This is a genomic window from Streptomyces sp. NPDC054834 (assembly GCF_053611185.1).
This window is the reverse complement of the sequence record NZ_JBSGZV010000013.1, coordinates 183,391-190,341: the sequence shown is the minus strand read 5'-3', so window position 1 is coordinate 190,341 and position 6,951 is coordinate 183,391. Positions and strand designations below refer to the sequence as shown.

The following is a 6,951-nucleotide window of genomic DNA, read 5'->3' as shown; positions in this document are numbered from 1 at the left end:
CCCACCCACCGCCGCGGACCCCCCGCCCACCCACCGGCGCGGCCACAGCCGTGCTCCCTGCCATTCCCGCCAAAGGGGGGGGGGGGCCCCCCCGCCCCCCCCCGGCCCTCACGCGCTCAGGAACTCGGGCACTGCTTCCACGCCATGTGGTACACGGTGCTGATGTCGCCGTCCGTGGAGTCCATGGTCATGAAGCTGACCTTGCCGGATGACCCCGGGGCGACCCGGAGCTCGGTGTTGATGTTGAAGTTCCGCAGCACCCCGCAGGGCGCCCACACCAGCTGCGCCCAGTCGGTGCTGTCGGTGGCCTGCCAGTCGTCGTTGTACGGACCGTTGAACGGGTGGTTCTTGAACGCGGTGTTGGACGAGCCCTGGAAGTAGTACGAGGCTCTCTGCGTGCCGCTCGCGCCGGACTGGAGCGAGGCGAAACCGCGGTAGTCGGCGCTGGCGATGGCGTAGGTGAAGCCCTGCGGGACGTGGACGATCAGGTTGATCTGGCAGTTCTTCCGGAACGCCGTGGGGTCGGAGTTGCCGCCGGCCTGGGCGAGGTAGTCGCTGTAGGTCACCGTGAAGGCCGTGTTGTCCGGGGAGACGGCGACGGCGGCCGTGCCCTGGGGACAGCCGGAGCCGTTCACCGTGGCGACGTCGATGACGATCTTGTCCGGGGGCGGGTCGGTGACGACCGGGGACTCGGCGTGCGCGGGTACCGCGGTGGTCAGGAGCGCGGCTACCGCGCCGCTCAGAAGCAGGCCACGAGCCATGGTTTCTCCCTGTTCTCGGGTGGGGGGTGGGTCGCCCCGGGCCTTAGGAGAAACTGTGTGAAACCTGTGAAGGCCGGAGGGCGTTCGCATCGTAGGAAGCGCCGCCCGGGCCGGGCAGGGTCAACTCCGGCCATTCACAACAGGAATTTCACGCACCGACGGGCTGCCGCTCCGGAAGTCCCGCCCCGGGCTCGGCCCCGGCCGCCTTCTCCTTCAGGCGGGCCCGGACCGAGTACACCAGCGCGGCGGCCCGCAGGGCGCACAGGACGGCGCAGAGAGGAGCAGCGAGCGTGCCGGGCACGCCGAACCAGTCGCCGTCCCGGGCGAGCCAGGCGGCGACCGGGGCGACGACCACGCCGCCGAGGAGGACCGACACCACCCAGGACCAGTTCACGCCGTGCGAGCCGAGCGAGAGGAGGAAGCCCAGGCTCGCGGCGACGGCCACCAGCGCCTTGCTCGCGTCCACGGAGCCGACCACCTTACGCGGCTCCAGCCGGCCACTGGCCGGCAGCGCCGGGGTGCCGATCAGTCCCCAGCCGCCCCCGCCGGTGGCGCCGAGGAACCCCGCGACCAGTCCGACCGGCGCGAGGAAGCGGACCCGCAGGGGCTTGCCCGCCCACGGCGCCCGGGACACCGATCCAGGCCACGACCCGCCGGTCGACGTTGCCGAAGCGCACGTGCGAGGCACCGGACACCAGCCCCGTGCCGATCTGGGCGAAGTGGACGACGGCCGAGGCGGCGGCCGGAGTCGTCCCCATGGCCGGCAGCAGCACGGTCGAGATCACCCCGTGAGCCATGCCGGGGCTGCCGTCCACGAGCTGGGCCCCGAGTCCCGCGGGGGCGAGCAGTAGCAGCGTGCGCATGAGGGGCGACGCCAGGGGGTCGACCTGAGCGGAGGCTGAGACCGGGATGAGGACGCTTCACGGACGACGGCTCGCACCGCGGGAGCTCAGGGGTTCTCCCAGGCCGCCGGCTCCTCCGCCAGCCTGCGTACCGGCTCCGGAAGCGCGTCCGCCGCGAGGTCGGCGACCGTGACGCCCTCCAGGATGCGGCGCACATTGGCGCGCAGCGCGATCCACAGGGGCAGCAGCGGCTGGGCGGTGCCGCTGTAGGCGAGCCCGGTGGGCCGCTCGCCGCGGACCGACACGATCGGGCCGTCGACCGCGCGGATGAGGTCGGCGACGGTGATGGCCGAGGCCTCCCGGGCCAGCCGGTATCCGCCGCCCCCGCCACGTCGGCTCTCGACGATCCCGGCACGCCGCAGATCCCCGAGGATGCCCTCCAGGAACTTGTGCGGAATGTCCTGCACGGCGGCGATCTCCTCCGCCTTCACCGGGCCGTCACCCTGGCGTACGGCGAGCTCCAGTGCCGCCCGTACCGCGTAATCCGCCCGTGCCGAGATCCTCATGCGTCCATTGTGGGGCGTGGGTGCATGGAGAATGGCCGGACCCGGTCCCCGTAAGATCGCCCGGGAGGATCCCTTGGCGCTCAGCAGACGTACCTTCAGTGCCCTCGCCGGCTCCGCCGCGCTCGGCTTCGCCCTGGGCGGCAGCGGCGGCCCCGGGGCGCCCTCGGCGTACGCGGCGCGCAGTGTGCCGACCGGCCCGGCGCCCGCGCCGCCCGGCGCGGACGGGCGGCGGCACACCGTCGGCCACGACTCGTACTCGCTCGTCGTCGACGGCAGACGGCTGGTGCTGTGGTCCGGCGAGATGCACCCCTTCCGGCTGCCCAGCCCGTCCCTGTGGCGTGACGTGCTTCAGAAGATGCGGGCGCACGGCTACAACGCGGTCAGCGTCTACGTGGCGTGGAACTACCACTCCCCCGCTCCGGGCAAGTACGACTTCACGGGCGTCCGCGACCTGGACCTCTTCCTGCGCACGGCCACCGAGACCGGGCTGTACGTGATCCTGCGCCCGGGGCCGTACATCAACGCCGAGATCGACGGCGGCGGCTTCCCGGGCTGGCTGACGGCGACCAAGGGCACCGCACGCACCGACGACCCGACGTATCTGGGTCACGTCGACCAGTGGCTGACCGCGGTGAACCGGATCGCGCGCCGGCATCTGTTCACGCGGGGCACCGGCACGGTCCTGCTGTACCAGATCGAGAACGAGTACGACGCCCACGTCGACGAGCCGGCCGGCCGGAACTACATGTCCCACCTGTACCGGAAGGTGCGGGCGGACGGGATCGACGTACCCCTCTTCCACAACGACAAGGGCCGCAACGGCGACTGGATCCCCGGCTCGTTCGACACCGGTGGCGAGAGGGGGCGGTGGCTGTACGGCTTCGACGGGTATCCGTCACCGTCCCAGGTGCCGCCGGACTGGGGGCACTTCGGTCCGGGCGGCCTCAAGGGCGGGGCCACCGCGAGTCCGCGTACGCCCGGGTTCATGCCCGAGTTCGGGGGCGGCTGGTTCGATCCGTGGGGCGGGGCCTGGTTCGACGGCAAGGGGTACGCCGAGTCGCGGCGCACCCGGGACGCGGCGTACGAACGGCGCTTCTACCTGACCAACCTGGCCAACGGCATCACCCTGCACAACGTGTACATGACCTTCGGGGGCACCTCGTGGGGCTGGCTGCCCGCGCCGGTGGTGTACACGTCGTACGACTACGGCGCCGCCCTCGACGAGGCCCGGAACGTCACCGGCAAGATCGTGCCGATGCACCAGCTCGGGCACATGCTCCAGCGCGTGCCCGACTTCGCCAAGCTGGACCGGGCGGCGGACGTGAAGGCGGCCGGGCTGAAGGTGTACCACCTCACCAATCCGGACACCGGCGCCCATGTGTACGTGGCCCGCAACGACGGCGACAAGGAGGTCACCTCCACCCTGCCCACCGACGCGGGCGAGCTGAAGATCACCGTCCCGGCCCGGGACGCCCGGATGCTGACCACGGGGCTCTCCCTCGGGCACCGGAAGGTGAAGTACTGCACCGCCCAGCCGATGCTGCGGCTGACCGCCGGACGGCAGGACATCGCCCTGTTCACGGGCCGCCACGGCGAGATGGCGCACCTGGTGCTGGAGTGCCCGAGCGAGCCGTACGTCACCCGGCTGGACGCCGAGGGGGCCTGGACGTACGACCAGGACGAGCTGCACGTGACCGTGCCCCTCGGCCAAGGCGGTCTGACCCGGGTGCTGGTGGAGCGCGGCGAGAGCGAGACACCGCTGCTGCTGCTCTTCGCCGACGAGGCGTATTCGGTGCGCCTGTTCCCGTACGACACGCCGTCCGGCACCCTGCTGGTCTACGGCCCCGCCCTGCTGCGCCACGCCGAGCTGCGCGACTCCACCGTCCACCTCACCGGCGACACCGTCCAGGAGACCGGCCTCGAGGTGTGGGGGCCGCGCGGGATCGACAGCGTGACGTGGAACGGGCGGCCGGTGCCCACCCGGGTCGCGATGTCCGGGAGCCTGGTGGCCGGGACGCTGCTGCCCGGCGTGGCCGGGGTGCGGCTGCCCGAGCTGGGCGGCTGGCGGATGCGCACGGAGAACCCGGAGGCCGGTCCCGCCTTCGACGACTCCACGTGGCGGGCCGCCGACCGGACGACGTCGTTCAGCACCACGCCGGTGCCCAAGGGGCAGCCGGTCCTGTTCGCCGACGACTACGGCTTCCACTACGGCGACGTCTGGTACCGGGGTACGTTCACCGACGCCACCGGCATCGAGGAGGTCTCGCTCGCCTACAGCACCGGCACGCAGGGCCTGCTGATGGCGTGGCTGGACGGGGAGCCGCTGGGCACGCACCGGATGCCGGTGCCGACCAAGGACACGGCCCGGCAGGGCAGCTGGGCGGACACGGCCGTCTTCCCCGTACGGGAGAAGCTGCGCGGGCCGGGCCGGCACGTGCTGTCCGTGCTGGTGCGGCGCATGCAGCACGACCAGGACGGCAAGGGGCTCGACACCCACAAGGTGGCGCGCGGTCTGACAGCGGTCACCTTCGAGGGCGGCGCCCCGAAGGTGAACTGGCGGTTGCAGGGCGAGGCCGCGCCCGATCCGGTGCGCGGGCCGCTGAACAACGGCGGGCTGTTCGGGGAGCGGGAGGGCTGGCACCTGCCCGGCTTCGCCGACCGGGGCTGGGAGCCGGTGAAGTTCCCGCGTGCCGAGCGGCGGCAGGGCGTGACCTGGTACCGGACCACGTTCAAGCTGGCCGTGCCCGCGGGCATCGACGCCTCGGTGGGGCTGGTCCTGGAGGACGACCCGTACCGGGCCTACCGCGCCCAGCTGTTCCTCAACGGCTGGAACATGGGCCAGTACATCAACAACGTGGGCCCGCAGCACACCTTCGTCCTGCCGAACGGCATCCTGCGCACCCGGGGCACCAACACCCTGGCCCTGGCCGTCCTGTCCGAGTTCACCTCGCTGTCGGGCCCGGGGAAGGTGCGGCTGACCCTGCTGGGCAGCTCGGCCGGAGGAGTACCGGTGACACCGGTGGCCTCCCCCGGCCGCTAGGGCCTGTTGCGAAAGTCCCGCCTGCCCGGCGACGCCCGGCACGCACTCTCGCCGCACCGGGCACAGACCCAAGTACGTCCAGTACGAGGGCCTGCGCCCGGCACGCCGAGAGCACGCACCGACTGCGACACCAGGCCGCCCCGCGGCGGGCGCCGGGCCCGCCCTCCGGGCGGACGACGGGACTTTCGCAACAGGCCCTAAGTGCTTCCTACGCGAGCCGGATCACGTTCCAGGACAGCGGCTCCAGCACGGCGGTGAGGCTGCCGTCCTTCAGGGTGGTGCCCTCGGCCGGGTGCGGGGCGACCCGCTCGGGCGCGTCGAGCGTGTTGCGGGCGTCGGGGTCGGCGTCCGCGAGCACGCTGTGCTCGACGACCGAGGTCAGGTCCAGGCCGTTCAGGGCGACGTCGAGGGGCAGCGCCCGCGTGCGGTCGCGGTTGACGGCGAAGACGGTGACCGTGCCGTCGTCGGCGCGGACGGCGGTGGCGTGCAGCAGGTCCGTCTCGCCGTACTTCTCCGTCCCGTACGTCGGTGAGTCCACGCGGACGTCCAGGACCTGCCCGCGCCCGTACTTCGCGGCCTGCGCGAACGGGAAGAACGTCGTCTGCCGCCAGGCCGGGCCGCCCGGCTCGGTCATGATCGGGGCGATGACGTTGACCAGCTGGGCGAGGCAGGCGACGGTGACGCGGTCGGCGTGCCGGAGCAGGGCGACGAGCAGCGAGCCGAAGACCACCGCGTCCAGGACGCTGTAGTTGTCCTCCAGCAGACGGGGCGCCTCCGGCCAGTCCCGCTGGTCGATGGTGCGGGCGTGCTCCTCCCAGCGGGAGAGGTACCAGACGTTCCACTCGTCGAAGGAGAGGTTGATCTTCTTCTTGGACTTCAGGCGGGCGCCGACGTGGTCGCAGGTGGCGACGACGTTCTCGATGAAGGACTCCATGTCGACGGCGGAGGCGAGGAAGGAGTCGATGTCGCCGTCGACCGGCTCGTAGTAGGCGTGCAGGGAGATGTGATCGACCAGGTCGTACGTCTCCTTCAGGACCGTCGCCTCCCACTCCGCGAAGGTGGGCATGGACTGGCCGGAGGAGCCGCAGGCGACGAGTTCGACGGACGGGTCGATCTGGCGCATGGCGCGGGCCGTCTCGGCGGCGACGCGGCCGTACTCCTCGGCGGTCTTGTGGCCGGTCTGCCAGGGGCCGTCCATCTCGTTGCCGAGGCACCAGAGCTTGATGCCGAAGGGGTCCTTGTCGCCGTGGGCGGCACGGAGGTCGGACAGGGCGGTGCCCTCGGGATGGTTGGCGTACTCCTGGAGTTCCAGCGCCTCGGCGACTCCGCGCGTGCCGAGGTTGACGGCCATCATGGGCTCGGCCTGCGGGCCGATCTTCCTGAGGAACGCGATGTACTCGGAGAGCCCGAAGTGGTTGGTCTCGGTGGAGTGCCAGGCCAGGTCCAGGCGGCGGGGGCGGTCCTCGACCGGGCCCACAGAGTCTTCCCACTTGTAGCCGGAGACGAAGTTGCCGCCGGGGTAGCGGATGGCGGTGACGCCGAGTTCGCGGACGAGGTCGAGGACGTCCGTGCGGATGCCGTCGGCGTCGGCCGAGGGGTGTTCCGGCTCGTAGATGCCCGTGTAGACGCAGCGGCCGAGGTGTTCGACGAAGGATCCGAAGAGACGGGGGTCGACCTCGCCGACGGTGAAGGCGGGATCGAGGGTGAAGCGGGCGGCGCGGTTGCTCATGGGGTCCTTTCGG

General features: G+C 71.8%; 4 protein-coding genes and 1 pseudogene. 1 reads left to right on the top strand and 4 read right to left on the bottom strand.

The window, feature by feature from the left end; translation table 11 throughout:
* Nucleotides 1–116: 116 nt before the first annotated feature.
* From ACWGJM_RS19890 to ACWGJM_RS19880, 3 genes and pseudogenes are all read right to left on the bottom strand, one after another.
* On the bottom strand, nucleotides 117–761 hold the full coding sequence (locus ACWGJM_RS19890) for a DUF4360 domain-containing protein (RefSeq protein ID WP_453412986.1): 645 nt from the start codon (nucleotides 759–761) through the stop codon (nucleotides 117–119).
* Nucleotides 762–909: 148 nt separating this feature from the next.
* Nucleotides 910–1,558 (bottom strand): annotated as a pseudogene (locus tag ACWGJM_RS19885) (TSUP family transporter).
* Nucleotides 1,559–1,710: 152 nt separating this feature from the next.
* Complete coding sequence (locus tag ACWGJM_RS19880) at nucleotides 1,711–2,169, bottom strand: RrF2 family transcriptional regulator (RefSeq protein WP_453412985.1); 459 nt, start codon at nucleotides 2,167–2,169, stop codon at nucleotides 1,711–1,713.
* Nucleotides 2,170–2,242: 73 nt separating this feature from the next.
* Between ACWGJM_RS19880 and ACWGJM_RS19875 the strand changes: the two genes are divergently transcribed.
* Entirely contained in the window at nucleotides 2,243–5,209 is a 2,967-nt protein-coding gene (locus ACWGJM_RS19875) for a glycoside hydrolase family 35 protein (protein ID WP_453412984.1), read from the top strand.
* A gap of 208 nt (nucleotides 5,210–5,417) precedes the next feature.
* Here the strand turns inward: ACWGJM_RS19875 and arfA are convergent, their stop codons facing one another.
* On the bottom strand, nucleotides 5,418–6,938 hold the full coding sequence (gene arfA, locus ACWGJM_RS19870; protein WP_453412983.1) for an arabinosylfuranosidase ArfA: 1,521 nt from the start codon (nucleotides 6,936–6,938) through the stop codon (nucleotides 5,418–5,420).
* Nucleotides 6,939–6,951 lie beyond the last annotated feature (13 nt).

What these genes read in the sequence shown, in the direction of transcription:
- ACWGJM_RS19890 (WP_453412986.1), bottom strand. Translation starts at nt 761, where the DNA reads ATGGCTCGTGGCCTGCTTCTGAGCGGCGCGGTAGCCGCGCTCCTGACC.
- ACWGJM_RS19880 (WP_453412985.1), bottom strand. Translation starts at nt 2,169, where the DNA reads ATGAGGATCTCGGCACGGGCGGATTACGCGGTACGGGCGGCACTGGAG.
- arfA (WP_453412983.1), bottom strand. Translation starts at nt 6,938, where the DNA reads ATGAGCAACCGCGCCGCCCGCTTCACCCTCGATCCCGCCTTCACCGTC.